Source organism: Streptomyces mesophilus (genome assembly GCF_040300965.1).
GTDB classification, from domain to species: Bacteria; Actinomycetota; Actinomycetes; order Streptomycetales; family Streptomycetaceae; genus Streptomyces; species Streptomyces mesophilus_A.
In genome coordinates this window covers 73050-98952 of record NZ_JBEPEW010000002.1, presented here as the reverse complement: position 1 = coordinate 98952, position 25903 = coordinate 73050, and the positions used below count along the sequence as shown (strand labels likewise).

Annotated in this window: 23 protein-coding genes; 14 read left to right on the top strand and 9 right to left on the bottom strand. The window is 70.3% G+C overall.

The features are described 5' to 3' along the window. Positions 1-47: 47 nt before the first annotated feature. Positions 48-1106, bottom strand: a complete 1059-nt coding sequence (locus tag ABT367_RS01265; protein ID WP_352248286.1) for an aspartate-semialdehyde dehydrogenase — start codon at positions 1104-1106, stop codon at positions 48-50. 25 nt (positions 1107-1131) lie between these two features. Continuing rightward, complete coding sequence (locus ABT367_RS01260; RefSeq protein ID WP_165335914.1) at positions 1132-2403, bottom strand: aspartate kinase; 1272 nt, start codon at positions 2401-2403, stop codon at positions 1132-1134. Between the two features lie 333 nt (positions 2404-2736). On the opposite strand from ABT367_RS01260, the gene ABT367_RS01255 reads away from it, so the two are divergent. Both ABT367_RS01255 and ABT367_RS01250 read left to right on the top strand, forming a co-directional pair. Continuing rightward, positions 2737-3498, top strand: coding sequence for a tRNA-dependent cyclodipeptide synthase (locus tag ABT367_RS01255; RefSeq protein ID WP_352248284.1), 762 nt, complete (start codon positions 2737-2739; stop codon positions 3496-3498). Beyond that, positions 3488-4702 carry a cytochrome P450 gene (locus ABT367_RS01250; protein ID WP_352248282.1) on the top strand — a complete coding sequence of 405 codons (1215 nt, stop codon included), beginning with the start codon at positions 3488-3490 and terminating at the stop codon, positions 4700-4702. The genes ABT367_RS01255 and ABT367_RS01250 overlap by 11 nt, the downstream gene beginning before the upstream one ends. Before the next feature lie 65 nt (positions 4703-4767). On the opposite strand, the gene ABT367_RS01245 is transcribed toward ABT367_RS01250, so the two are convergent. The 3 genes from ABT367_RS01245 to ABT367_RS01235 all read right to left on the bottom strand — a co-directional run bounded on the left by ABT367_RS01245 (position 4768) and on the right by ABT367_RS01235 (position 6556). Next, complete coding sequence (locus ABT367_RS01245) at positions 4768-5436, bottom strand: DUF5063 domain-containing protein (protein ID WP_199548600.1); 669 nt, start codon at positions 5434-5436, stop codon at positions 4768-4770. A 58-nt stretch (positions 5437-5494) separates the two neighbouring features. After that, the gene (recR, locus tag ABT367_RS01240) at positions 5495-6094 is read right to left on the bottom strand and encodes a recombination mediator RecR (RefSeq protein WP_352248280.1); all 600 of its coding nucleotides are present in this window, start codon (positions 6092-6094) and stop codon (positions 5495-5497) included. A gap of 117 nt (positions 6095-6211) precedes the next feature. Further along, complete coding sequence (locus ABT367_RS01235) at positions 6212-6556, bottom strand: YbaB/EbfC family nucleoid-associated protein (RefSeq protein ID WP_352248278.1); 345 nt, start codon at positions 6554-6556, stop codon at positions 6212-6214. 260 nt (positions 6557-6816) lie between these two features. Between ABT367_RS01235 and ABT367_RS01230 the strand changes: the two genes are divergently transcribed. The 6 genes from ABT367_RS01230 (at position 6817) to ABT367_RS01205 (ending at position 12405) form a co-directional block, all read left to right on the top strand. Continuing rightward, entirely contained in the window at positions 6817-7566 is a 750-nt protein-coding gene (locus tag ABT367_RS01230) for an SLATT domain-containing protein (RefSeq protein WP_434975378.1), read from the top strand. A gap of 169 nt (positions 7567-7735) precedes the next feature. After that, positions 7736-8011: a DUF4190 domain-containing protein gene (locus ABT367_RS01225; RefSeq protein WP_352248274.1), complete on the top strand. Its 276-nt coding sequence runs from the start codon at positions 7736-7738 to the stop codon at positions 8009-8011. Positions 8012-8137: 126 nt separating this feature from the next. Further along, positions 8138-8788 (top strand): hypothetical protein, encoded by a 651-nt coding sequence (locus ABT367_RS01220; protein ID WP_352248272.1) that lies wholly within the window; start codon positions 8138-8140, stop codon positions 8786-8788. A gap of 47 nt (positions 8789-8835) precedes the next feature. Beyond that, positions 8836-9276 (top strand): ArsR/SmtB family transcription factor, encoded by a 441-nt coding sequence (locus ABT367_RS01215; RefSeq protein ID WP_352248270.1) that lies wholly within the window; start codon positions 8836-8838, stop codon positions 9274-9276. Between the two features lie 45 nt (positions 9277-9321). Next, a complete protein-coding gene (locus ABT367_RS01210) occupies positions 9322-9996 on the top strand; it encodes a GntR family transcriptional regulator (protein ID WP_352248268.1) in 675 nt (224 codons plus the stop codon). Between the two features lie 6 nt (positions 9997-10002). Continuing rightward, a complete protein-coding gene (locus ABT367_RS01205) occupies positions 10003-12405 on the top strand; it encodes a dolichyl-phosphate beta-glucosyltransferase (protein ID WP_352248266.1) in 2403 nt (800 codons plus the stop codon). A 32-nt stretch (positions 12406-12437) separates the two neighbouring features. Here ABT367_RS01205 and ABT367_RS01200 read toward each other — a convergent pair whose 3' ends face one another. The 4 genes from ABT367_RS01200 to ABT367_RS01185 form a co-directional block, all read right to left on the bottom strand. After that, positions 12438-13175, bottom strand: a complete 738-nt coding sequence (locus ABT367_RS01200) for a hypothetical protein (RefSeq protein WP_352248264.1) — start codon at positions 13173-13175, stop codon at positions 12438-12440. A gap of 66 nt (positions 13176-13241) precedes the next feature. After that, positions 13242-14603 carry an ABC transporter ATP-binding protein gene (locus ABT367_RS01195; protein WP_352248262.1) on the bottom strand — a complete coding sequence of 454 codons (1362 nt, stop codon included), beginning with the start codon at positions 14601-14603 and terminating at the stop codon, positions 13242-13244. A 41-nt stretch (positions 14604-14644) separates the two neighbouring features. Beyond that, positions 14645-16363 carry an ABC transporter permease gene (locus ABT367_RS01190; protein WP_352248260.1) on the bottom strand — a complete coding sequence of 573 codons (1719 nt, stop codon included), beginning with the start codon at positions 16361-16363 and terminating at the stop codon, positions 14645-14647. Between the two features lie 253 nt (positions 16364-16616). Next, entirely contained in the window at positions 16617-17981 is a 1365-nt protein-coding gene (locus tag ABT367_RS01185; RefSeq protein WP_352248258.1) for an aspartate aminotransferase family protein, read from the bottom strand. A gap of 234 nt (positions 17982-18215) precedes the next feature. On the opposite strand from ABT367_RS01185, the gene ABT367_RS01180 reads away from it, so the two are divergent. From ABT367_RS01180 to ABT367_RS01155, 6 genes are all read left to right on the top strand, one after another. Then, positions 18216-18878, top strand: coding sequence for a type 1 glutamine amidotransferase family protein (locus tag ABT367_RS01180; RefSeq protein ID WP_352248256.1), 663 nt, complete (start codon positions 18216-18218; stop codon positions 18876-18878). After that, positions 18875-19321 carry a MarR family winged helix-turn-helix transcriptional regulator gene (locus tag ABT367_RS01175; RefSeq protein WP_352248254.1) on the top strand — a complete coding sequence of 149 codons (447 nt, stop codon included), beginning with the start codon at positions 18875-18877 and terminating at the stop codon, positions 19319-19321. Before ABT367_RS01180 ends, ABT367_RS01175 begins: the two co-directional genes overlap by 4 nt. 65 nt (positions 19322-19386) lie before the next feature. After that, positions 19387-21309, top strand: a complete 1923-nt coding sequence (locus ABT367_RS01170; protein ID WP_352248252.1) for a serine/threonine-protein kinase — start codon at positions 19387-19389, stop codon at positions 21307-21309. Between the two features lie 161 nt (positions 21310-21470). Beyond that, positions 21471-22982: a substrate-binding domain-containing protein gene (locus tag ABT367_RS01165; protein ID WP_352248250.1), complete on the top strand. Its 1512-nt coding sequence runs from the start codon at positions 21471-21473 to the stop codon at positions 22980-22982. A 296-nt stretch (positions 22983-23278) separates the two neighbouring features. Continuing rightward, positions 23279-23833 carry a hypothetical protein gene (locus tag ABT367_RS01160; RefSeq protein WP_352248248.1) on the top strand — a complete coding sequence of 185 codons (555 nt, stop codon included), beginning with the start codon at positions 23279-23281 and terminating at the stop codon, positions 23831-23833. A gap of 178 nt (positions 23834-24011) precedes the next feature. After that, positions 24012-25895, top strand: coding sequence for a serine/threonine-protein kinase (locus ABT367_RS01155; RefSeq protein WP_352248246.1), 1884 nt, complete (start codon positions 24012-24014; stop codon positions 25893-25895). The last annotated feature ends 8 nt before the right edge of the window (positions 25896-25903 follow it).

Sequence of the window (25903 nt, the reverse complement as noted above, 5' to 3'; positions counted from 1 at the left end):
CCGAAGCAAACGGAGAATTCGGGCGCCTGAAGCAGGTGAAACCGCCCCTAAGTGGACCATTCAGCGGCGATCAGTTCAGCGATCTGCGCCGCGTTCAAAGCCGAGCCCTTGCGCAAATTGTCCCCGCACACAAAGAACTCGAGCCCGAAGGGATCGTCCAGTGAACGCCGCACCCGTCCCACCCAGGTCGGGTCGGTGCCCACCACATCGGCGGGTGTGGGGAATTCACCGGCCGCCGGGTTGTCGAAGAGCACCACTCCGGGCGAGGTCGAGAGGATCTCGTACGCACGCTCCACCGTGATCTCGTTCTCGAACCGCGCATGGACGGCCAGCGAGTGCGTGGTCACCACGGGCACCCGTACGCAGGTGGCGCTGATCCTGAGGTCGGGGCGGTCCAGGATCTTGCGGGACTCGTTGCGGATCTTCATCTCCTCGGACGACCAGCCGTCGTCCGCGGGCGAGCCCACCCAGGGCACCACGTTGAGCGCCACAGGCTCGGGGAACGGCCCCGTGGCGTCACCGACGGCCCGGCGCACATCGCCCGGCGTCGTGCCGAGCTCCGTGCCCGCGACCAGCTTCAGCTGCTCGCGCAGGGCCGCGATACCGGCGAGCCCGGCGCCGCTCACGGCCTGGTACGAGGAGACCACCAGCTCGGCAAGGCCGAACTCGGCGTGCAGCGCACCGACCGAGACGATCATCGAGAGCGTGGTGCAGTTGGGCACCGAGACGATGCCGCGCGGCCGTACCCGTACCGCATGGGGATTGACCTCGGGCACCACGAGCGGCACATCCGGGTCCATCCGGAAGGCCGCCGAATTGTCCACGACCACCGCGCCCTTGGCGGCGGCGATCGGCGCCCACTGGGCGGAGACCTCGTCGGGCACGTCGAACAGCGCGATGTCCACGCCCTCGAAGGCTTCCTCCGAGAGGGCGTGGACCTCGACCTCCTCGCCGCGCACGGCCAGCTTGCGGCCGGCCGAGCGCGAGGAGGCGATCAGACGGATCTCGCCCCAGATGTCCGCGTGCTGGGACAGGATCTGGAGCATGACCGTGCCGACGGCCCCCGTGGCCCCGACCACGGCGAGGGTCGGGGCGGGACGGGTCATCGGACGGAGCCCCCGTCGAGCCGGTTCATCGGCCGGTGCCCCCGTAGACCACGGCCTCGTCGGAGTCGCTGTCCAGGCCGAAGGAGGTGTGCACGGCGCGCACGGCCTCGTTGACGTCGTCGGCACGGGTGACGACCGAGATACGGATCTCCGAGGTGGAGATCAGCTCGATGTTCACGCCCGCGTCGGAGAGCGCCTCGAAGAACTGCGCGGTGACGCCCGGGTTGGTCTTCATGCCGGCGCCGACGAGGGAGATCTTGGCGATCTGGTCGTCGTAGCGCAGCGAGTCGTAGCCGACCGTCGCCTTGATCTTCTCGAGGGCGGCGGTGGCCTTCTTGCCCTCGGCCTTCGGCAGCGTGAAGGAGATGTCGGTCAGACCGGTCGAGGCCGCCGACACGTTCTGCACGATCATGTCGATGTTGATCTCGGCCTCGGCGACGGCGCGGAAGATATGCGCGGCCTCGCCCGGCTTGTCCGGTACGCCGACGACGGTGACCTTCGCCTCGGAGACGTCATGGGCGACGCCCGAGATGATCGCGTGCTCCACGTTCTGATCCCCTTGCGGCTCGTTGCTGACCCACGTACCCGGAAGACCGGAGAACGAACTGCGTACGTGGATCGGAATGTTGTAACGGCGTGCGTACTCGACGCAGCGGTGAAGCAGGACCTTGGAGCCCGACGCGGCGAGCTCCAGCATGTCCTCGAAGGAGATCCAGTCGATCTTCTTCGCCTTCTTGACCACGCGCGGGTCGGCGGTGAACACACCGTCGACGTCCGTGTAGATCTCGCAGACGTCCGCGTCGAGCGCGGCGGCAAGCGCGACGGCGGTGGTGTCGGAGCCGCCGCGGCCGAGCGTGGTGATGTCCTTGCTGTCCTGCGAGACACCCTGGAAGCCGGCGACGATCGCGATGTTGCCCTCTTCGAGGGAGGCGCGAAGGCGGCCCGGTGTGACATCGATGATGCGGGCTTTGTTGTGGACCGAGTCGGTGATGACACCTGCCTGGCTGCCGGTGAACGACTGGGCCTCGTGGCCCAGGTTTTTGATCGCCATGGCAAGAAGGGCCATGGAGATCCGCTCTCCCGCGGTCAACAGCATGTCGAGCTCGCGGCCGGCAGGGATCGGGGATACCTGCTCGGCGAGATCGATCAGCTCGTCCGTCGTGTCGCCCATCGCGGAAACCACGGCGACGACCTGATGGCCGTTCCTCTTGGCTTCCACGATCCGCTTGGCGACGCGCTTGATGCCCTCGGCATCGGCTACGGAGGAGCCTCCGTACTTCTGCACGACAAGGCTCACGTGCGCTCCTCGCTCAGTCCACTAGTGGGTCGGCTCAGTTTAACGAGCGGACAGCCCTTGCCCCGGACCAATCACATCGTGAGATGTCCCGCTCACTCAGTGACCACCTGGGCTGCCGTCCGCTCCGGGGAGGCGCCTGCCCCGGGCGGGAGCGGAACACTCCGAAAGTGTCCTGGTTCACAAGGGCGTCACAAGCGCCGGACCCACCGACTCACCAGCCGGTCAGTATCCGTTGACGCCTCTCCGTAGCGCGGATATAACTGTCCGTCGTCGCTGCCACACCAGGGGCACAAGGCCCCATGGGACTAGCAACGGCCAAAGGAATCAGCTCAGTTGACAGCTGCGACCGTTATCGAGCTCCAGCCGTTCACGACCCGATCGCCGCACAGCCCGGCGGCGCGAAAATTCCGGGCCGATCCCTACACCCCGCACTGCCAGGTGATCTGCGAGGACGGCGATCATGCCGTCATCGGGGTCTCCCCCGGCAACAGCTACTTCTCCGCCCAGCGCATCAACGATCTGGCGCTGTGGGGACTCGCCCTCTTCCGGCAGGTCGACTTCGTCTATACCGACCTGTACGTGGCCGAGATGTACGAGGCCTTCGGCTATCCGCCCGACGACGCCCGCCGCAAGTCCGTGAAGAACCTGCGGGGTGTACGGGCCAAGGTGAACAACGCCGTCGAAGCACTCGACCCCGAAGGCCGGCGCCTGCGGGCCCAGCCCATGTCCTCCTTCGTGGACAACCCCGCGTACAAGGAGATCCACAGCCATCTGCAGGGCCGCCTCGCGCACGACGAGGATTTCCGGGCCACCTGTGACGCGCTCGTGGACTCCTTCCTGTCGTCCAAGGTCCTGGACGGCAAGAAGGCCACCGAGCAGCAGCGCGAGGTGTGTCTGCAGTACGTGTGCGCCGAGGCGCCGCTGTTCCTGGACACGCCCGCCATCCTCGGCGTCCCGTCCTCGCTCAACTGCTACCACCAGCTGCTGCCGATGGCCGAGCTGCTCTACTCGCGCGGCCACGGTCTGCGCGCCTCACGCAACCAGGGCCATGCGATCGTCACGCCCGCCGAAGGAGCCGACTCCGATGACCGCTGAAACCCTGGCACCTGAAGCCCTCGCACCGCCCGTGATCGACTTCCCGTTCTCCTGGCGCGGTGATCAGCTGCCCCGGCAGGTCGAGGAGTTGCGCGAGAAGACCCCGGTCCGCCGGGTGCGCACCATCGCCGGCGACGAGGCCTGGCTGGTCTCCTCGTACGCGCTGTGCAAGCAGGTCCTGGAGGACCGCCGGTTCAGCCTCAAGGACACCTCGGCGCCCGGCGTACCGCGGCAGTACGCCCTGACGATCCCGCCCGAGGTCGTCAACAACATGGGCAACATCACCGGCGCAGGGCTGCGCAAGGCCGTGCTCAAGGCGCTCAACCCGAAGGCGCCCGGACTGCAGGACTTCCTGCGGTCGTACGCGGCCGAGCTCATCGGCTCCTTCACGGCGGACGGTGCGCCGGCCGATCTGCGCGAGCAGTTCACGGACCCGTACTCCTCGGGCATGCACTGCCGCATCCTCGGCATCCCGACCGCGGACGGCGCGAAGCTGATGCGCAGCCTGCACATCGCGTTCATGAACTCGGCCTGCCCCATCACGGGCGCCAAGCTCAACTGGGACCGCGATATGGCGTACATGGTCGAGCGCCTCGACGACCCGGCGACCACGGGTCTGATGGCGGAGCTCGCGGCGCTGCGCGAGGACCCCGAGTACGCGCACCTCACGGACGAGATGCTGGCCACCGTCGGCGTCACCATGTTCGGCGCGGGGGTCATCTCGACCGCGGGCTTCCTCACCATGGCGCTCGTCTCCCTGTTCCAGCATCCACAGCTGTGGACGGAGCTGCGCGAGGACCGCTCGAAGATCCCCGCGGCCGTGGACGAGCTCCTTCGGATCAACCTCTCGATCGCGGACGGGCTGCCACGGCTCGCGACCGAGGACATTCAGGTCGGCGAGGTGCTGGTCAAGAAGGGTGAGCTGGTCCTCGTGCTGCCCGAGGGCGGGAACTTCGACCCGGAGGCCTTCGCCGACCCGCAGAAGATCGACCTGGAGCGGCCGAACAACGCGCAGCACCTGTCGTTCGGCGGCGGCCAGCACTACTGCCCGGCGACCGCCCTCGGCAAGAAGCACGCCGAGATCGCCATCGAGGCGCTCGTGGAGCACACGCCCGAGCTGCGCCTGGCCGTACCGATCGAGCAGCTGGTGTGGCGTACGGGGTTCATGAAGCGGCTGCCGGAGCGCCTGCCCGTGATGTGGTGACGACCCGGACATGAGTACGGCCGGTGAGGGTCACCCTCACCGGCCGTACTCCCGTGTCCGAAGCGCTACTTGACGGGCCGAAGCCCCAGGGGCCCGGCGATCTCCTCGACCATCACCTTGCCGGCCTCCTCCGCGAGCGCGTCCTCGCCGAGGTCCTGGTCGGTGTCGAGGCCGTCCAGCTCCTCCAGGGGCTGGTTGAGGCGGACATGGGCGACCAGGGACTGCAGGGCACGCAGCGAAGCCGAGGCCGTGGAGCCCCAGTTGGAGAAGTAGGAGAACTGCCACCACCACAGCGCCTCGGTGGTGCGTCCCGCGCGGTAGTGGGCCATGCCGTGGCGCAGATCGGTGATGACGTCCGCGAGGTCGTCGGAGATACGGCAGGGCACCGGGGCCTTGCGCGGCTCGTACGGGTCGAAGACCTCGGAGTAGACGTCGACCGGGTCGAGCATCTCGGCGAGCCGCTCGCGCAGATCGTCGACATCCGGCTCCGGGCCCAGATCCGGCTCATAGCGCTCGTCGGGCACGATGTCCTCGTGCGCGCCGAGCCGGCCGCCGGCCAGGAGCAGCTGGGAGACCTCGAGCAGCAGGAACGGCACCGCCGAGTCCGGCTCGTCGCCCTTGGCCACCTCGGTCACGGCGACGATGAACGACTCGACCTGATCGGCGATCTGGACCGCGAAGTCGTCCGGGTCCTGAGCCGTCGCGTGCAGCGTGGCGTCATTCGCAGTGGACATGGCGTCTCGACCTCCCGTGGGTGCGCCGTGCTGGGGCGCCGTAACGTCATCGGACAGCTCAGACATCGAGGAGCCGCCTTCCTTCGAAGGCGCGGCCGAGCGTGACCTCATCCGCGTATTCGAGGTCGCCGCCGACCGGAAGACCGCTCGCGAGCCGGGTGACCTTCAGGCCCATCGGCTTGATCATGCGGGCCAGATACGTGGCCGTGGCTTCGCCCTCGAGGTTGGGGTCCGTGGCGAGGATCAGCTCGGTGACCGTGCCGTCCGCGAGCCGTGCGAGCAGCTCCCTGATCCTGAGGTCGTCCGGGCCGACGCCCTCGATCGGGCTGATCGCCCCGCCCAGGACGTGGTACTTGCCGCGGAACTCACGGGTCCGCTCGATCGCCACGACGTCCTTGGGCTCCTCGACCACGCAGATGACCGCGGGGTCGCGCCGCTGGTCGCGGCAGATCCCGCACTGCTCCTGCTGCGCGACATTGCCGCACACGCTGCAGAAACGGACCTTGTCCTTGACCTCGAGCAGGGCGTGCGCGAGCCGGCGCACATCCGTCGGCTCGGCCTGCAGGATGTGGAAGGCGATCCGCTGCGCGCTCTTGGGACCGACGCCGGGCAGCCTGCCCAACTCGTCGATGAGGTCCTGGACCACGCCTTCGTACAACGGATTGCCTTCCTGCGGCTCTCTTCGACATTCGATTGCTACGTACGGTAGTTGGTGCGCGGGGCCCGCAGAAGAGCTGGCTCCTCATGTCACTTGTACGGGCGCACCCGGCACTTCCTAGAACGGCAGTCCGGGGATGCCGCTGCCGCCGCCCAGGCCCTGCGCGAGCGGGCCGAGCTTCTGCTGCTGGAGGGCCTGCGCGTTCTCGTTCGCGGCCTGGACCGCCGCGACGATCAGGTCGGCGAGGGTCTCGGTGTCCTCCGGGTCCACCGCCTTGGGGTCGATCACGAGGCCGCGCAGCTCGCCGGAGCCGGTGACGGTGGCCTTCACCAGGCCGCCGCCCGCCTGCCCGTCGACCTCGGTCTGCGCGAGCTCTTCCTGCGCCTGGGCGAGGTCCTGCTGCATCTTCTGGGCCTGCTGGAGCAGCTGCTGCATATTGGGCTGGCCACCACCGGGAATCACGATCAGCTCCTGGCTCGTAAGACGGTTTCGCGTATCGGCAGGCGGGGGTTTCCGCCTGGAACGAGCCTACGTGCTCCCCGGACGCCACGCCCCAGCACTCTTTCGAGTGATGGGGACAGGGTCCTATACCTGATGAACAGCCACGTACGGGCGGAAAACCCGCCGGAACGGCACCATGGCCACCCATTGGGCGGTAGGAAGATGCCTGCACATCTGTCCCAGCCGTACCAGCAAGGGAGTGCCGGGTGAGCCAGCCGGGGATGCAGCCCGAGGTGCCGCCTGAAGGCGGGGCCGGCGAGGCCGTGAACGCAGGGGGCGTGTCCGAGGCGCGGGGCGAGCGGGAGTCGGGCGCGAAGGATCTCACCGCACGGCCGTTTCCGCTCGGCGACTGGGGCGAACCGGCCGAGCGGCTCGACGAGCTGTACCGGTGGGTGGAGGACGGGGCGCGGGAGACCGCCGCCTGGTATCTGACCGACCGCGGCTTCAAGCGCCGCGGCGCCCGGGCCCTGCGGCTCGGCTCCGCACTCGGCGCGGTCGCGGGCGCGGCCCTGCCGCTGCTCGACCTGACCTCGGCGGTCGAGGGTGCGGCGCCCTGGGGCTACCTCGCGCTGCTTCTGTCGGTGGCGTGCATCGGCTGCGACCGGTACTTCGGCCTCACGTCCGGCTGGATAAGGGACGTGGCCACCGCGCAGGCCGTGCAGCGCCGCCTCGGAACCCTGCAGTTCGACTGGGCCTCGGAGTCGGTACGGGAGGTCCTCGGCCCGACTGAGGGGACGGCCGGTGAGGCGGCCGAGCGGTGTCTGGGCATTCTGCGCCGCTTCTCGGAGGACGTGACGGAGCTGGTGCGCTCGGAGACGGCGGACTGGATGGTCGAGTTCCGCTCGGGTCCGGCTCCGCTGGTGATGCAGTCGGCGGGCGTCGGCCCGTCGCGCGCCGAGGGTCCGGCCCCGGCGCGCTTCCCGCTGCCACGGCCGAACATGCCGAGACAGCGGCCGCCCGAGGCGCGGTGAGCCTTCGCTCCGTCGAGTTCTCTGCTCCGTCGAGTTCTCTGCTCCGTCAAGTCCCCTACTTCGTCAAGTCCCCTGCCACGTAAAGGACTTGCGACGAACCGGTGTGCTTGCAGCGACCGGGCAGGGGTACTCGCTGGTTCCGGACAACCCCGGAATCAGGAGAGGAATCATGACTAGTCAGTACGCATCGACCCGTGGGAAGTCGCAGACCAACGGTCTGGCGGTCGCGGGGCTCACGTGCGGAATCATCGGTGTGTTCTTCTTCCAGTTCATCCTGGGCCCGCTCGCGATCATCTTCGGTGCCGTCGGTCGCCGTAACTCCTCGAAGGGCCGCGGGATGGCCACCGCCGCGATCGTGCTCGGCGTGATCGACGTGCTGCTGTTCGTCGTCCTCATGGTGGTGGCCAGCCAGAGCGGCGGCTTCACCTGGTACGTCGGCAGCTGATCCGCGGTACCACCCGAGTTCGCCCGGGCCCGTCCCTGCGAGGGACGGGCCCGACGTATCCCCTGCACACGGCAGCCGACAAGGACTACGCTGCCCGGACCTGAACGCTGATCCGAGGAGCGTCTCTTGGCGTGTGACCTGTGGCTTGTCCCCCTCGTCGACGTGCTGTGTCACAGCCCTGACAACCCCTTCTCCGAGGAGCTCGCGCTCTACGACAAGGTCCTCGCCGAGGCGGGATTGCCACCGGTACCGGTGTTCGCGTACATGCCGGGCCTGAGCGGGGACGTCGCCCCGGTCGCCGGGTTCGACTACGACGCGCTGCACTTTCTGCGGCGGGCCTATCTGCTGCAGCTGTGCGGCCTCGCCGTGACGCCCGTCGACGAACTCGGCGGGGACTACGAGCAGTTGCTGGAGATGTTCGAGGCGACCGCTCAGCAGTCACATCTGGTGTGGCACTACGACCACGCCGGAGCCTATGTCCCGGTCGACTTCCCGGCGCCGCTCGTGAGCGATGAACTTCTGGAGTCCGGCGGGCCGCTGGGCTCCGCCCAGGCGCTGCTCAGGGAGCTGGAGTTCGTGGCGCCCGCGATCGGCATAGACCCCGCCAACCCGCCGGCGGCGCCCGCGCCGCCCCCGGGCCCCACGGAGCTGGAGGAACCCGCGGCTCCGGCCCCCTTCGACGCCAGCCCCTTCGCACGGGAACGGCATGTGTGGCTGGGGCTGCACGCGGCCGCGACCCGGAGTCTCGGACAGGGTTCGATGATCGTCTTCAGCTGACTCGCGCGAGCGTCGTACGAGTCACCCGAGCGTCGTACCCTGTTTGCGTGGACACGCAAGAAACGCACCCCGATGTGAGCCGAGCCGTGGCCGTCCTGAAGGCGGTCGCCGACCCGACCAGGTTCACCATCCTGTGGGACCTCTCGCAGGGTGAGCGCCCGGTCGGTCAGCTCGCCGAGCTGACCGGTGCCCACGTGGCCGCCGTCTCCCAGCACCTGGCGCGGCTGCGTACCGCGGGCCTCGTCACCTCCCGGCGCGAGGGCACCCGTATCTACTACCGGGCCGCGGGCGACCACGTCCGCGCCCTGCTCGAGGACGCCTTCCTCACCGCACGGGCCACCGCCGACGAGACCGGCGCCAAGGGCTCCGACGCCCAAGCGCCCGCGCGGACCCGTACCGCGGAAGCGGCCGCGAAGGCCCCCGCCCGCTCCCGTGGAGCCGCAGTCCGCAAGGCATCGGGGGCACCCCGCCCGGCGGCGGGCGCGTAAGGTGACCGCGCACCCATAGCGTCACCCAGGGGAGGGAAGCCCACGATGCGCGGCACCGGCAGCTCTGCGGTCACCCGCAGCACGCTGCGCCAGCAGATCGCGGACGCGCTGCGTGACGAGGTGCTCGCGGGGCGTCTCGCTCCGGGCCAGGAGTTCACCGTCAAGGAGATCGCCGAGCAGTACGGGGTCTCCGCGACGCCCGTGCGCGAGGCACTCGTCGACCTCTCCGCCCAGGGGCTCCTCGACAGCGCACAGCACCGTGGCTTCAAGGTCCACGAGTACTCGGTGGCCGACTACCAGGGCATGGTCGAGGCGCGCGCCCTGGTCGCCGAGGCCATCTTCCGCGGGATCGCCGCACACGGGATCCAGGAGCCCGAGGACTCCTTCCTCTCGGTGCGCCGGCGCGCCGAGGAGTCGGCCCGGGCCGCCACCAGCGGCGATCTCAATGTGCTCATCGGCTACGACCTGCGTTTCTGGCGCGAGCTGAGCTCGCTGTTCGGCAATGCGTATCTGACCGACTTCCTGCACCGCCTTCGCGTGCAGGCCTGGGTCTTCGCCGTACCGCTGCTGCGCTCGGCCGGCCCCCTCGAGGGGCGCCTGTGGAACGGGCACACCGAGCTGGTGGACGCGGTCGGCCGGCGCGACGCCCAGGCCGCGTACGAGATCATCACCGCGTACAACCGGCACTCCCTCGACCTCGTCGACAAGCTGGTCGGGTGAGCCCCGTTGGCCCTTGAGCTGACGGTCGTCGTCCCCGCCTACAACGAACAGGAACGGCTGCGGCCCACCCTGGACGCGATCACCGCCCACCTCGGCGACACCCGCGGCTGGGAACTGATCGTCGTCGACGACGGTTCGAGCGACGACACCCGCCGCATAGCCATCGAAGCGTCCATAGCCGAGCCGCGGATCCGCGTCCTGCCCGGCGACACCAACCACGGCAAGGGTCACGCCCTGCGCCGCGGTGTGGCCGCCTCGCGCGGCGAGCGCATCCTGGTCACGGACGCCGATCTCGCCGCCCCGATCAGCGAGATCGACCGCCTCGACAAGGCGCTCGCCGACGGCCACGCCGCCGCGATCGGCTCCCGCGCCGCCACCGGCGCCCGGATCGAGAAGCACCAGCACCCGCTGCGCGAGACCCTCGGCCGCGCCGGCAATCTCCTGATCCGGCTGCTCGCGGTGCCCGGCATCCGCGACACCCAGTGCGGCTTCAAGCTCTTCGACGGCGAGCGCGCCCGCGCCGCCTTCGCCGCGTCCCGCCTCGACGGCTGGGCGATCGACGTCGAGGTGCTGCAGTTCTTCCGACGTCATCATCTGCCCGTGGCGGAGGTCCCGGTGCGCTGGTCCCACCAGGACGGCTCGAAGGTACGCCCCCGCGACTACCTCTCCACGCTGCGCGAGCTCACCGTGCTCAAGGCCCGGTCCCTGGACCGCGGTTCGCTCGCGGTGCTCGGGCTCTTCGTCCTCGCGTCCTTCCTGCTGTACAAGAACCGCTGGACGGATCCGGACGGCCGCTATCTGCCGGACGCGCTGCAGGACCAGAACCAGTGGGAGTGGTTCTTCGACGTCACCGCGCACAACGTCCTGAACCTCAACAACCCGCTGTTCACCGATCTCCAGGGCTTCCCCGACGGGGTGAACCTGATGGCGAACACGGTGATGCTGGGCCTCTCCGTCCCCTTCACGCCCGTCACGGCGCTCTTCGGCCCGGCGCTCTCGCTGCAGCTGGTGATGACGCTGGGGCTCGCCGCGACCGCGTACGCCTGGTACTGGCTGATCCGCCGCCATGTCGTGAGCGCCCGTGTTCCGGCCGCGATCGGCGGGGCACTCGCGGCCTTCGCGCCCCCGATGATCAGCCATGCGCACGCGCATCCCAATTTCATCGTGCTCTTCATGATCCCGCTGATCATCGACCGCGCCCTGCGCCTGGTCGACGGAGAGCACGTCGTACGGGACGGGGTCGTGCTCGGTCTGTTCGCCGCGTATCAGATCTTCCTCGGTGAGGAGCCGCTGCTGCTCGCCGTGATGGGGCTGCTGCTGTTCGCGGCGGGCTATTCGCTCGTACGCAGGGATGTCTTCGCGGCCGCCTGGCGACCGGTCCTGCGGGGCCTGGGCATCGCGGCGGCGGTCTCCGTCCCGCTGGTCGCGGTCCCGCTGTGGTGGCAGTTCTTCGGGCCGCAGAGCTACTCGGGCGTGATGCACGCACCGAACACCGCCAACAGCCCGCTCGCCCTGGTCTCCTTCGCGGAGCGCTCCCTTGCCGGCGACCGCGAGAACTCCCAGTCCCTGGCGATGAACATCACCGAGCAGAACGCCTTCTACGGCTGGCCGCTGGCCGCGCTCGCGGTGGGCATCGTGGTCCGCCTGTGGGAGCGTCCGCTCGTCAAGGCGCTCGCGTTCACGGCGGCGGGCGCGGCGCTCCTTTCCATGGGCCCGCGCTTCGACCTCCCCGGTACGGCGATCACCGTCACGGGCCCTTGGCGGGCGCTCGCCAACCAGCCGCTGCTCTCCGCGGTGATCGAGTCCCGTATCGCGATGATCTGCGCCCCGGTCCTCGGCATGCTCATCGCGCTGGCCCTCACCCGGCTGCGCACGGCCCGCGCCGCCCACCGGAGCTGGGGGTACGCGGCGGTCGCGGCGGCCCTGATCCCGATCGTCCCGCTCCCGCTGAAGGCCGTGGACCGGGTCCCGGTCCCCGCCTTCCTCGCGGACGGCACGTACCGCTCGTACGTCGGCCCCGGCGAGACCCTCGTCCCGGTGCCGCTCCCCGACCCGGGGATCGCCGAGCCCCTGCACTGGCAGACGGTCGCCGACCTCGGCTTCAAGCTCCCCGGCGGCTACTTCAACGGGCCCTGGGGCCCGGAGCGCCAGGGCATCTACGGAGCGGTGCCCCGGCACACCTCCAACCTCCTCGCCGAGGTGCGCGGCAGCGGTGAGGTCCCCGCGCTCGGCGAGGCCTGGCAGACCCAGGCCCGCGCGGACCTCGCGTACTGGAAGGCGGGCGCGCTGGTCCTGGCCCCGCAGCACCATCAGGACGCGCTGCGCGAGACGGTGGTCCGGCTGCTCGGGGGGCAGCAGCCGGAGTTCGTGGGCGGGGTGTGGGTGTGGGATCTGGAGCCCGCCGGATAGCCGGGGTCAGGGCCTGATCCACAAGACAGGCCCTACGGCACCGCCTTGCGCTGCTCGCAGCGTTCCTCGGACTCCGGGATCCCGTCTCCCGCAAGGACGTCGTGGTGCGGAACAGCCGCCACCTTCCCGTCCGCGACCCCCATCGACAGGCACCGCGGACCGAACGGCACGCTCAGGTCGAGCGTGAACTGGACCGCTCCGGCCGATGACTTGGGGGCCACCACGCGCTCGGCCGGGTAGCCGAGGTCCTTCAGAACGGCGGAGACGTCGTCCGGCGTCAGACCAGCGCGGGACTTCAGGGCCTTCGTGACACGCTCGGTGTGCGCCTCGAAGACACAGGTCTCCACCTTCTCGATGTCCTTCTCCCACTGCTCCGGTTCGCCCTTCTGCGGCGGCCCGAAGTCCTCGGGATCGGGCGACGCGCTGCCCTGTCCGTCCGGCAGCGGCACCGGTTCCCGCGGCGGCTCCTGGCCGGCCGGGGCGTCCGCATGCGGCGCGCCCGCGCCGTCCTCGGGCACCTCGTCAAGGTCGCCGAGCAGCTCCGCCGGATCCTGGCCGCCGCAGCCCGTCTCGATCGCGCGCAGGGCCTCGGGGAGCGTGAAGGCCTCCTTCACCTCGTCGAGCGAGCCAGGCGCAGGAGCGGAAGCCTTCGGCTTCGACGCCGCGTCCGCACGCACCTCCGTACGCGCCCCATCCGCACTCTGCGAACCGCACGCCGCGAGCGTCAACGCGCTGACGGCGGTGATGACCAGGACAGGAAGTCTTCTCATGTCCGTCAGTCTGGAAGCGGGCAAGGCGGCCGGGATGAGTACGCGTACTCACCCCGCTCGCCCCCGCTACTCAACGTCGGACGCCCCGGGATCCACCCTCAACTGCGCGTCCTCGTCGAGCCGGTACTCCTCGCTGTCCGCGTTGTAGGAGTAGAGCTCCGCGTACCGGCCCCAGTCCGTGGCCGTCTCCAGCTGACGGTCGATCTGCTCGCTCGTGTAGTGGTGCGCGAGCAGATCGCGGAAGAAGCCCGCCCGCTGGACGCCCTCGGCCGAGCGAAGCAGCGTCGAGGTGATGAGGTGGACCAGCGGGGCCGCTTCGAGGGCCGCCTCCGCGAACAGCTTCTTGGAGGCCTGGACGTCCGCGCGCGCGAAGGCCGCGCCCGTACCGGTCAGCCGCAGCTCGCCGCCCTCCACCTCGGCGAGGCCGAGCAGTTCGAGGGCGTCGACCTGGGGCAGCATGTCGTCGACCTCGAGACCCAGATCATCGGCCAGATCGGCGAGTTCGCTCGCCCCGCCCTCATGCTGGGCGACGATCTCCGCGAGTCCCGAGAGGCCGTCCACGGACGCCGCCGGCAGCGGGGTCGAGGCCGGGGTGCGGCGGGCGGGGGCCGGTTCGGAGAGCTTCGGGCCGTCCTTCGGGCGCCCCGTCATGACCTGGTAGACGGCGTCCACGATCTGTTCGAACTCGGCGGACTGCCGGTCGCGCGGGCGTACCAGGGAGACGTCGAAGGTCTCGCGGATCGTGCCGTACGGACGCGAGCCGAGCACCACCACACGGTCGGCCATCAGGACGGCCTCCTCGATGTTGTGCGTCACGAGCACGACGGCCTTCGTGGGGAACTGGCCCGACTCCCACAGCTCCATCAGCTCACCGCGCAGGTTCTCCGCGGTCAGGACGTCGAGCGCGGAGAAGGGCTCGTCCATCATCAGGACGTCAGGCTCGACGACCAACGCCCGTGCGAAGCCCACGCGTTGGCGCATACCGCCGGAGAGCTCCTTCGGGTACGCGGACTCGAAGCCGTCGAGGCCGATCAGGTCGATGGCCTGGACGGCGGCCTCGGCGCGCTCCTTCGGCCCGACTCCCTTGGCCTCCAGGCCGAGTTCGACGTTCTGCTGCACGGTGAGCCAGGGCAGCAGCGCGAAGGTCTGGAAGACCATCGCCGTACCGGGGTTGGCGCCGTGCAGCTCTTCTCCCCGGTACGTGACCGAGCCGGAGCTGGCCGGGATCAGACCGGCGAGGCAGCGCAGGAGCGTGGACTTGCCGGAGCCCGACTTGCCGAGCAGGGCGACGATCTCGCCCTCGTGGATCTCCAGGTCGATCCCGCCGAGCACGGGCAGTTCGCCGTCGGCGCCGGCGTAGGACTTGGTGACGTTGTCCGCGGCGAGCAGGACTTCACGGGTGTCGCGGGTGGGGGTTGCGGTGGTCATGGCCCCTCCTCGGGGTCGTATCAGAGGTCGGAAGAGAGGGGTCAGAGGCTGTAGCGGGTCTCCGCCAGGCGGTAGAGGCGGCGCCAGAAGAGGCGGTTGAGGCCCACCACGTAGAGGCTCATCACGGCGACGCCGGCGAGCAGCCGCGGGAAGTCGCCTTCCTCGGTGGCCTTGAAGATGTACGCGCCCAGGCCGGTGGCGCTCAGCGTCGTCCCGCTGAAGGTGACCACCTCGGCGACGATCGAGGCGTTCCAGGCACCGCCCGACGCGGTGATGCCGCCGGTGACGTACGAGGGGAAGACACCCGGGATGATCAGGCGCTTCCAGCGCTGCAGGCCGCGCACCCCGAGGTCGTCCATCGCCTCCTTGAGATCGGAGGGGATGGCCATGGCGCCGGCGATGGTGTTGAAGAGGATGTACCACTGGGCGCCGAGCGCCATCAGGAAGATGCAGCCGATGTTGATATCGAGGCCGGTGCGCAGGAAGAACCACATGGCCAGCGGGAAGAGGAAGTTGGCCGGGAAGCTGGCCAGGACCTGGACGATCGGCTGGGCGATCTTCGCGAGCTTCGGCGAGAAGCCGATCTTCACGCCGACCGGTACCCAGATGACCGTCGCGACCGCGACCAGGACCACGACCCGCAGCAGGGTGACCAGGCCGAGGACGAGCGGTTCGCCGAAGACGCCGAGTCCGGTGTTGTCGTTCAGATAACGCAGGAGGTCGAAGAGACCCCAGGCGATCAGGGCGGTGGCGATGGCGCCGAAGACGATGTCGCCGACGCGCCTCTTCGCCGGGTCGACGCTGAGCGGACGGTCGTCGCGGCCGAAGATCCGGCCGGCGCGGTTGACCGCCTCACGGACGGGGGCGAGGAAGCGGCCCAGGAGCGCGGGCCAGTGCGAGCGGCGCAGGAAGTCCAGGACGAGGGAGCGCTGGACGTGGGTGGCCTCGGACTGCTCGTTCTTGAACTTCTCGGCCCAGGCGGTCAGCGGCCGCCAGAACAGGAAGTTGACGCTGATCACCATCACGGCCATGGTGAGGATGGCCCAGCCGACCTTGCCGAGGTCGCCGTCGCCGATCGCGGCGCCCGCGTATGAACCCACGCCGGGCAGCGTGTAGTTGTGGTTGGCGACGGAGATGGCCTCGGAGGCGACGAGGAAGAACCAGCCGCCGGCGAAGCTCATCATCCCGTTCCAGATGAGGTCGATCGCACCGGAGGGCAGCTCGATCCGCCAGAAGCGCATCCAGCGGGTGAAGCCGAACGACCTTGACACTTCGTCGAGTTCGCGCGGCAGGCTGGTGAGCGAGGCGTAGAACCCGAAGGTCATGTTCCAGGCCTGCGAGGTGAAGATCGCGAAGATCGAGGCCAGTTCGAGGCCGAGCATCGAGCCGGGGAAGAGCGCGATGAAGCCGGTGGTGGTGATGGCGAGGAAGCCGAGCACGGGTACGGACTGCAGGATGTCGAGCGCGGGGATGAGGATGCGCTCGAGGCGCCGGCTGCGGGCCGCGGCGTACGCGTAGACGAAGGTGAACAGGACCGAGGCGCCGAGCGCGACGAACATCCTCAGGAGGCTGCGGGCGCCGTAATACGGCAGTCGCGCGGGGTCGGTGTCGACGCCGGAGACATCGGCCGGGTCGACGTTGACGGTGGTGCCCTTGCCGACCTGGAGGATCAGATAGCCGAGGACGAGGACGGCCGCGGCGACGGCGAAATCAACCCAGGTCAGGCCGCGGCGAGGCGCCCGGGTGGCGACGGTGGACATGGTGGAACCCCCTGCGGGAGGCGAAGGGAAGGCGGTCAGTACTGGGGTCGCGATTCGTACTGTGCGCGTCGTCGTCCGTCATGACTGCCTCCTCTCACCTGATATGCCGGGGATTCACTGGTATGTCGGCATGTATGGGCATGCGCCCGTTTACCGGCCTCCGACACCATGGCAGATACTTGCACGTTTATGCAAATAGAACACCGGGGCGCCCGTGCGGGGGCGCCCCGGTGTCCGCAAAGCTCCCGGTGGCTCAGCCGGTGACGTACTCGTCGGCCACCGACAGCGCCACATCAAGGGCCGCCAGGCCCTCCTTGACCTCGGCCTCGGTGATCGTGCAGGCCGGCACCACGTGCGTACGGTTCATGTTGACGAAGGGCCACAGGCCCTCCTTCTTGCACGCGGCCGCGAACGCGCCCATGGGCGCGGCGTCCTGGCCACTCGCGTTGTACGGCACGAGCGGCTCGCGCGTCGCCTTGTCCCGTACGAGCTCGAGGGCCCAGAAGACGCCGAGTCCGCGCACCTCGCCGACCGACGGGTGCCGGGCGGCGAGCTCGTGCAGCGCCGGGCCGATCACGTCCGCGCCGATCTTCGCGGCGTGCTCGACGATGCCCTCCTCCTCCATCACGTTGATGGTCGCGACGGCGGCGGCGCACGCGAGCGGATGGCCGGAGTAGGTGAGTCCGCCCGGGTACGCCTTGCGCGCGAAGGTCTCCGCGATCGCCCCGTTGATGGCGACGCCGCCCAGCGGCACGTATCCGGACGTGACGCCCTTGGCGAAGGTCAGCAGGTCGGGCGCGACGCCGAAGTGGTCGGCGGCGAACCACTTGCCGGTCCGCCCGAACCCGGCCATCACCTCGTCGAAGACGAGCACGATGCCGTACCGGTCGCAGATCTCCCGTACGCCCGGGAGATAGCCCGGCGGCGGCACCATGATCCCGGCCGTACCCGGCACGGTCTCCAGGATGATCGCGGCGATGGACCCCGGGCCCTCGAAGGCGATGGTGTCCTCGAGGTGCTGGAGCGCGCGGGCGCACTCCTGCTCCTCGGTCTCGGCGTGGAACGGCGAGCGGTACAGGAACGGCGCCCAGAAGCGCACGACACCCGCGGAGCCCGTGTCGGAGGCCCAACGCCGGGGATCCCCGGTCAAGTTGATCCCGGTGGCGGTGGCGCCGTGGTACGAGCGGTAGGCGCTCAGGATCTTCGGGCGGCCGGTGTGGATACGGGCCATGCGGGCGGCGTGCTCGACGGCTTCGGCGCCGGCGTTGGTGAAGAAGATCTTGTCGAGGTCACCAGGGGTGCGCTCGGCGATCAGCCGCGCGGCCTCGCTGCGGGCCTCCACCGCGAAGGCGGGCGCGAACGTGGTCATCGTCGCGGCCTGCTCCTGGATCGCGGCGACGACCTTCGGGTGCTGATAGCCGACGTTGGTGTAGACGAGCGCGCTGGTGAAGTCGAGGTACCGGTTGCCCTCGTAGTCCCAGAAGTGCACGCCCTCGGCTCCGGCCACGGCGAGCGGGTCGATGAGCTCCTGGGCGGACCAGGAGTGGAACACATGCGCGCGGTCGGCGGCCTTGACGGCCTGGCCTTTCGCGAGGTCAGCAGCTTCGTGAGGGGTCATGGGGGGAGGGTAAGTGTCCGCGATGCGGACATTCCATCGGCGTCCTGTCCGGCGTCCGGGTGTCGGTCTCGACAGGGCGTCGAGGCGCCGCGGCCGCGCGGGGGTCGGCAGAGGCCGTACGGTCGCGCGGTCACGCGGTCACGCGGTCACGCGGAGGCTATTGACAGCTTGCTGTCATTACGACAAGATGCTGTCAAGTGACCGGCAGCGAGCCGCCACCACCGGGAGGCCGAGATGACCCGCAAGCCCGTGCACATCGCCGTCTACGACACCTTCGCCGACTGGGAGACGGGGTACGCGACCACCGGTCTCGTCCGGGTCGGATACGAGACGCGGACCGTGGGACCGGACCTGGAGCCCATCACCACCATGGGCGGGCTGCGCGTCACGCCCGATCTGGCCCTCGACGAGCTGCGGCCCGAGGACAGCTCGCTGCTGATCCTGACCGGCGCCGACCTCTGGGACTCCGGGGACGAGCTCGCGCCCTTCGCCCGCAAGGCACGGGAGTTCCTCGACGCCGGCGTACCCGTCGCGGCGATCTGCGGCGCCACCGCGGGACTTGCCCGCGAAGGGCTGCTCGACGACCGCGCGCACACCAGTGCCATCTCCTTCTACCTGGCCGCGACCGGGTACAAGGGCGGCGAACGGTACGTCGAGGCCGACGCGGTGGCCGACGGGGCGCTCATCACCGCGGGACCGACCGAGCCCGTCGCCTTCGCGCGCGAGGTGTTCGCGCTGCTCAAGGTGTACGAGGGCGAGGTGCTCGACGCCTGGTACCGGCTGTTCCACGACTCGGACTCGTCCGCGTACGAGATCCTCGAGGCCGCGGAACAGGCGGCGGGACAGCCGGAGCAGGCGGAGCAGCCGGAGCAGGCGGATCAGGCGGGCCGGGCGTGAGCCGCGCCGAACAGGACCTGCTCAGCCGGACCGCGCTCGGCGTCTTCCGGCTGAACGGTCAATTCCTCGCCGTCAGCGAGAAGTTGGCCGCCCCCGCGGGCCTGACCGCCGCATGGTGGCAGGTCCTGGGCGCCGTACTGCACGAGCCGCTGCCCGTCGCCGGGATCGCCCGCACCATGGGCATCACCCGGCAGAGCGTGCAGCGGATCGCGGACCTTCTCGTCGACAAGGGCCTCGCCGCGTACGAGCCGAATCCCGCCCACCGCCGCGCGAAGCTGCTCGCACCCACGGCCGAGGGGCGGAAGGCCATCACCCAACTGGAGCCGGGCCACTCCGAGTTGGCGCGGCAACTCGCCCGCGAGCTGGGACCCGAGGCCTTCGCCGAGACCGTCGCCGTACTCGACCGCTTGTCCCAAGCGTTGGAAACGGTTGCGGAGCAGTAGCAGAAGCCTCAACTCCCCCGCACTATCCTCGACATGTCGGGCCAGTACGGGGGAGGGCGGCGGCCATGGAGTCACTCGGGGCGGGCGATCCGCAGCGGATCGGTGCGTATCGGATTCTCGGCCGGCTCGGCGCCGGCGGGATGGGGCAGGTGTATCTGGCCCGCTCCGAGCGGGGGCGCACCGTCGCGGTCAAGCTGGTGCGGCAGGAGCTGGACGAACAGGAGGAGTTCCGGGCGCGGTTCCGCCAGGAGGTGCAGGCCGCCCGGCGGGTCGGCGGCCAGTGGACGGCGCCGGTCCTCGACGCGGACACGGAGGCCGCGATCCCCTGGGTCGCCACCGGCTATGTCGCCGGCCCCTCGCTTCAGCAGGTCGTGACCGTCGAGCACGGTCCGCTGCCCGAGCGGTCGGTCCGCGTGCTCGCCACCGGACTCGCGTACGCACTGAAGGACATCCATGCCGCCGGGCTGATCCACCGCGACCTCAAGCCGTCCAACGTCCTGGTCACGATCGACGGGCCGCGCGTCATCGACTTCGGTATCGCCCGCGCCCTGGAGACGGTCACCGACGGCGGGCTCACCCGGACCGGCGCGCTGATCGGGTCGCCCGGGTTCATGGCGCCCGAGCAGGTGCGCGGTGACCGGATCACGCCCGCGTGCGATGTGTTCTGCCTCGGCTCGGTGCTCGCGTACGCGGCGACCGGGGCGCTGCCGTTCGGCGGCGAGAACAGCGGGGTGCACGCGCTGATGTTCCGTATCGCGCAGGAGGAGCCCGACCTCTCCGAACTCCCGGAGCGGCTCCATGACTTGATCGCCGCGTGTCTGCGCAAGGACCCGGCGTCCCGGCCCACGCTCGACCAGGTACTCGAGCAGGCCGGCGCCGAGGACACGGTGAGCGGCGGACGCACGCTCGAGCCGTGGCTGCCGGGGATCCTGGTGGCCCAACTGGGTCGGCACGCGGTGGAGTTGCTGGACTCGGAGGATCCGGAGGGGCCCGGAGGGTCCGGGCCGGATGGGGAGCCCGTGACCGACGGTGAGCCCGCGGCTTCCGGTGAGCCCACACCGGCCGCCCCCGTACCGCCCATCCCCGGCGCTCCAAGCGCTCCCGGGGCTCCCGGCGAGGCGGGCGTCGACCACCTGCCCACCGTGATCGTCGGCCAGAACGCCGCACCCGCACCCACACCCACACCCACACCCACCGCGCCACCCCAGCACGGCCACGCCCCCGCGCCCGCCGCGCCGCCCCCGCACAACCACGCGCCCGCGTACGGATATCCGCAGCCTCCCGCCCAGGGGCACCCGTACCAGGTCGGCGCCGGGCAGCCGTACACCCCTCCTGGCCCGCCCTTCGCCCCGCACGACGGCTGGAACTCGGGCGGTGGCGGCACCCCGCCGTACGGTCCGCCGGGCCCCCCGCCGCGCCGCAGCAGCCGGGCCACCGTGCTGCTCGTCGCCGTGGCCGTGATCGTGGCGATCGGGGCCGGCGGGACGGTGTACGCCGTGATGAAGGGCGACGAGGGCAACCGCAAGGACCGGGGCGCCTCCACCCCGACCGCCCCCACCACGCCGGGGACTTCGGGCGCGAGCACCCCGCCTCCGACCACCGACGCGCCGCCCACGTCACAGGCTCCGACCACGCAGACGCCGCCCGCGGACGGTGAGATCCCCACGGAGTTCCTGGGCACGTGGGAGGCCGAGTTCGAGTCCGGGGGCGGCGTCAACACCCGCGTGATGAAGATCCAGCAGGGCAACGCGGGCGACACGGTCATGAGTCTCACCGGAAAGGGCCCCGGCCACGACTGCCGCTGGACCGCCACGCTGCGTTCGGCGGGCAATGCGCTGGTCCTCAGCCCGTCCAAGGTGACGTTCGGCAAGGAAACGGAGTGCAAGCCGGGCGAGACCAGCGAGCTGCGTCTGACGGACGACACCCATCTCTCACGCGAGCTGATCGGCAGCGGCGGGGAACCTCTCACGTATACGCGTACGGAGTGACCGGCCACAGTCGCCAACCGGCCCTGGACTCCGCGTAGTTGAACGCGCGACAAACATCAGCCGAAGCTCCGGATCCCCGCCCCCATCGCCTGCCCTGCCTTCGTACGGTGTGACCCCGTCCGCCGTACGGACGCACGTGCGAGGAGCCGAGGCAGGGCAGCATGGAGTGGCTGAGCACCGAGAACGTCATCGCCGTCGGGACCGCCGTGCTCGGGGTGCTCGCCTCGGCCGGTGTGCTCTGGTACGAGCGGCGGGTGCCGCGGCGCAAACGCATCGGCTACCGGGTCCAGCTCGACACCCCGATCGGCAGCAACAGCTCGGCGGGCCAGGCGAACGTACGCCTGGGCCTGTTCAACGAGACCCGCGGCATGGCGGACGCCACCCTCGTCCTCCTGCGCTTCGAGAACGACGGCTCGCAGGCGATCGGCCGCGAGGACTACGACAGCGCCGAACTGCACGGTCTGATCGCGGAGTTCGAGGGCCGCACCGTCCGCGGTATAGCGGTGACCCTGCCGCCCCGCACCGAGCACATGATGGGCCACTTCTCGGCGGCCACCGGACTGCGCCATGACGGCAACCGCCTGTACATCCCGCGCGTACCGCTCAACAAGGGCAAGCACTTCAAGCTGCTCGTCCTGCTCGGCGGCGGTGCCACGGACAGCCCGGTGCGCATCATCGGTGATCTGGTGGACGGCGATGTGGTGGAGACGCAGTCCACGACCCTCGACGACACCCCGCCCCTGTTCAGCAGACCGGCCCGCGTGCTGACCGTCCTCCTCACCGCCTGCGTCATCACGCTCTCCACGCTGGTGATGGTGCGCGGCGAGACGCCGCCGCCCATAGGCTGCGAGAAGGGCTCGCTCAAGGTCGTCGGCTCGACGGCGTTCAAGCCGGTGGCCGAGGAGCTCGCCGCCAAGTACGAGCAGGACTGCCCCGGTTCGCAGATCACCGTGGACGCCCGAGGCAGCGCGGCGGGCATCCGCGAACTGAAGGAGGCCGGGGAGTCGCAGAAGACCGGTTCACCGGCCCTCGTCACCCTGTCCGACGGGCCCAAGTCCGCCGAGGACGAGCAGCTGACGGAGAACCGGGTCGCGGTCTCGGCGTTCGCGCTGGTCGTCAACGACAAGGTGGGCGTGAAGAACCTCTCCCTGCGCGACGTCCGCCGCCTCTACACGGGCGAGATCCGCAGGTGGTCGCAGCTGGGCGGCGCCGACCTCCCGGTCATCCTGGCCAGCCGCAACTCCAACTCCGGTACGCGCGGCGTCTTCCAGCGCCGCATCCTGCACGGCTTCGAGCCGGCCGAGTCCTCCGCGGACTGCCACGAGAAGAGCGACCCACGGGCCAAGGTGTTCCGCTGCGAACTCGACTCCACGGACCAGGTGTTGGCCACGGTCGCCGACCTCCCGGGCGCGATCGGCTACAGCGAGCTCCGCACGGGCACTCCGACCAAGGGCGTCCGCCACCTCACCCTGGACGGCCACCGACCGGCCATCGACGGCGCCTATCCCTTCCGCGAGATCGAGTACGCCCATACGTACGGCCGTCCGCCGGCCGACTCCTTGGCGTCGAGCTTCCTCAACTACGCGATGCGCGGCAGCGGCCAGGACGTGGTCCGCACCCATGGGCATCTGCCCTGCTATACGCCGGAGGGCCTGAAGATCTGCGGGTCGTGAACCGGTCGGGCCGGGAGCCCGTCGGCGTGAACCGGTCGGGCCGGGAGCACGTCGGCGTGAACCGGTCGGGCCGAGAGCCCGTCGGCGTGACCCGGTCGGGCCGAGAGCCCGTCGGCGTGACCCGGTCGCACGCGGCCTCCCCCACGTGGGCGGGAGGCCCGCACCGGAGTCGCTCCCGGGGATGAGCGATCACCGCCCTGAGCGCGGATGTGCCGGCCCGCCGCCGCTGGAACAGTCAGTGGCGAGCGCACATCGCGCTCGCCACTCCACACTCCACTACTTCCGGGGGCCCCGCCATGCCCAGAACCACCACGTCGGACTCCGCACCCGCAGCAGTCCCCACCCTCCCGCCGCCACCGCGTCGCGCCGTCCGCGCCGCGTACGCCTCCGCGCTCTCCGCGACCGTCGGCTTCATCCCCCTGCATGCCGTGTGGGCATGCGGCGTTCCGCTCTGGGCCGACGCGAACAAGTTCCGTGACTGGTACGCGGCCGGCGGCGGCCCCTACCTCTTCCTCCTCAACTCCCTTGCCGCCCTGGCCGGCGTCCTCGCCCTGAGTCTGGTCCGCCCCTGGGGCCTGGTGTTCCCGGCCTGGGTCCCCCTGGTCCACGGCCGCAGGGTCCCGCGCCGCACCCTGACCACCACGGCCGTCACGGTCGCGGTCTTCCTCCTCGCCTACACCGCCTTCGCCACCTTCCAGACCGTCGCCCAGTGGAACGACCCCGGCATCTTCAGCCGCTGGATCACCGTCTACGGGATCCCGCAGTTCGTGGTGTGGGGGGCCGGTCTGCTCATCGCGGCGGTGTCGTACGGGCGTCGGGCGCGGCTCGCGCCCACACATCGCGCTGCCTGAAACCGCGGACCATGCGCAACTCGTCTCTCCACCAGTGCAGGACGAGAGCCTGCCGGAGCAAGGCCGGGCAAGGGCGCGCGGGCGTTCGCAACGGTGTGCGAGGATCCGAGCGCGAGCCCTTGGGCGCGGCAAGTCCCCTGAGTTCACCGAGCAGTTGGCAGGAGAGGCGAAGCAATCCATGGACGGCCTCGAATCCCTCGCGCCCGACGAGCCGGGCCGTATCGGTCCGTACACGCTGATCGGGCGGCTCGGGAGCGGTGGCATGGGGCGGGTGTTTCTCGCGCGGGCCGGTGCCGGGCGGACCGTCGCCGTGAAGCTGGTGCACAGTGAGCTGGCCGGGCAGAGCGAGTTCCGGGAGCGGTTCGCGCGGGAGGTGACCGCCGCGCGGCGGGTGAGCGGGGAGTGGACCGCGCCCGTCATCGACGCCGATACGGACGCGGCGGTCCCGTGGGTCGCCACCGGGTACATCCCGGGAATGTCGCTGCAGGCGCTGGTGGCAAGGGAGTTCGGGCCGCTGCCGGAGGATTCGCTGCGGATCCTCGCCAACCGGCTCGTCCAGGCCCTGCACGCCATCCACGACGCCGGCCTGATCCACCGCGACCTGAAACCCTCCAACATCCTCGTCACCGCCGACGGCCCCCGCGTCATCGACTTCGGTGTCGCCCGCGCCCTGGACACGGTCACCGGCGGGCAGTTGACGCAGACCGGTGCGGTGCTCGGTTCGCCCGGCTTCATGAGCCCCGAGCAGGTGCGGGGCGAGCGGCTCACGCCCGCGAGCGATGTGTTCTCGCTCGGGTGCGCGCTGGTCTTCGCGGCGACCGGGCGCGGGCCCTTCGAAGGCGGGGAGAGCGGGGCGCACGCGCTGATGTTCCGGGTCGCCTTCGAGGAGCCGGAGCTGGAGGGCGTACCGGAGGGGATTCTCGAGCTCGTACGGGAGTGTCTGAGGAAAGAGCCCGGTGAACGGCCGGATGCCGAACGGCTGTTGGAGCTCACCAACCCCGATCCGCTCGGGCCCTGGCTGCCGGAGCCCGTACTGGCGCTGCTCGCCCGGCACGCCTCGGCACTCCTCGCGGCGGAGGTGCCCGTACGGGAGCCGGCGGCCGCCGGGCCGTCGCCGGAACCGGCCGACAGGCGCAAGAAGCGCACCGGTCTGATCGCGACGGGTGCGGTCCTTGCCGTCTGCGCGGCCGCGTCACTGGCGTACGTACTGAACCCGGGCGACGACGGCAAGGACCGCACGGACGCGAAGGGGACGTCCGGCGCGGGCGGGGCGAGCCAGTCCCCCAGCGGATCCGCGCCGCCCTCGCCCAAGCCGTCGCAGGACAAGGGGAAGGGCAAGAAGTCGCCCGGCCCTTCGGCCTCCCGCTCCGGCCAGGACGGCGGCGCGTCCGGAGGCTCGGGCGGCGACGGCCGGGTCGCCGACGGTTTCGTCGGCGGCTGGGAGGGCGAGCTGCCCGGGGGCGGCGGCATCCTCCGTATCGACATCGGCGCGGGCCGCGAAGGCGAGACGGTCGCGACCTCGGTGGACGTCGGCAACGACTGGATGTGCGTACGCAAGTCGGTCGCCGTCTCCGCCGACGCCTCCACCCTGGAGCTGAACGGCGGGGACCAGCCGCTCCAGCGCAACCCCGCCAAGTGCGAGTTCCCCACCGAGATGTCGCTGACCATCGGCTCGGCAGATGTGCTGAACCTGAAGTCGTCCGCGGGCGCCGTGCGGCTCAGCCGCGCGGGGACCTCCGTGCCGGACTCGTACATCGGCAAGTGGCAGGCCCTGGACATGGAGGGGAACCGGAACAAGATCTGGTTCACCGTCGAGGCGGGCGCGGTCGGCACGGCGAAGATCACGGTGGTCGACAAGCGGTACGGGACACCGTGCACGACCACCCAGGTGCTCGCCTCGGTCGACAAGGGCCTGGTGTACGGGCCTTCGTCGAAGCCCTCGGGCGGTGACTGCGGGGCACGCGGCAGCGAGCGGGTCACTCCGTACGCGGGCGGCAAGCTGCTCGTGGAGGACTGGCGGGGATTGGGGAGCGAGCCGGCGGAGCTGGTGCGGGCGGAGTGAGCGCCGCG